General features: G+C 60.2%; 1 protein-coding gene. It reads right to left on the reverse strand.

Annotated features, from left to right (window positions below; translation table 11 throughout):
- On the reverse strand, window positions 1-744 hold a 744-nt coding region (locus tag F4V54_RS10925), incomplete at its 3' end, for a fructose PTS transporter subunit IIB (protein ID WP_249041303.1).
- Window positions 745-901: the final 157 nt, after the last annotated feature.

Genomic DNA, 901 nt, shown 5'->3' on the forward strand with positions numbered 1-901 from the left:
AATGGCAAGAGCCAGATAACCGGACAAAATACCGGTGACAATGCCGCCCAAGAATCCGGCACCTGCCTCAGAACCGTAAAGGGAGCCGGTGGTAGCGATGAGTCCGGTAATAAGACCAGGGGCAAGGCCTGGGCGATCCGCGATGCCCACCGCAATGTAGCCGGAGAGCACCGGGACCATCAGTGAGAACGCCAGGGCGCCGAGCTCATTGACCGTGTTCCAGAAGCTATCTTCCGGAATCGCCATGCCCTCAGGCGTGGGCGTGCCGCCGATGGAGAGGGCGACCGCAATGAGCAGACCACCGGTCACCACGAACGGGATCATGTGCGAGACGCCGTTCATCAGCGCCTTGTACAAGGTTTGACCCACGCTATTCTTGCGAGGCGTCTCTTCCTCCGTCTTCTCGGAAGAGCCCTCCCAGCGCGAGGCGCTCAAGGACCTGCTGAGCAGTTCCTTCGGATGCTTGATGGCCTCGTCCACGCCGGTGGCCTCGAGACGCTTGCCGTGGAAGCGGTCCTTGGAAATGACCGTATCGGCACCAATGACAACGGCGTCGGCTTCCTCGATGTCTTGCTTGCTAAAGGCTCCCTCGACGCCGATGGAACCATGAGTTTCAATCTTGATGCGGTAGCCAAGTTCTTGGGCTGCGGCCTCGAGGTTCTCGGCCGCCATATAGGTATGCGCGATGCCCGTCGGACACGCCGTGATGGCGAGGATGAGGGGCGATGACTCTGTAGTGCTCATGGTTCTCATTAAACGGCAATCGTTTGCGTTGGCACAAGAGCCGGTGCGTCTATTCTCTGCGGATCTGGTAAGTCGTGCGTTGCGAGCCACGCTGGCCCCGCATGACAATCCAGCCCTTCCTCTCCAAGGCCTTGAGTGCGTAGCGCGCTTGCCCGGT

Source organism: Corynebacterium tuscaniense, from assembly GCF_008693065.1.
Classification (GTDB): domain Bacteria; phylum Actinomycetota; class Actinomycetes; order Mycobacteriales; family Mycobacteriaceae; genus Corynebacterium; species Corynebacterium tuscaniense.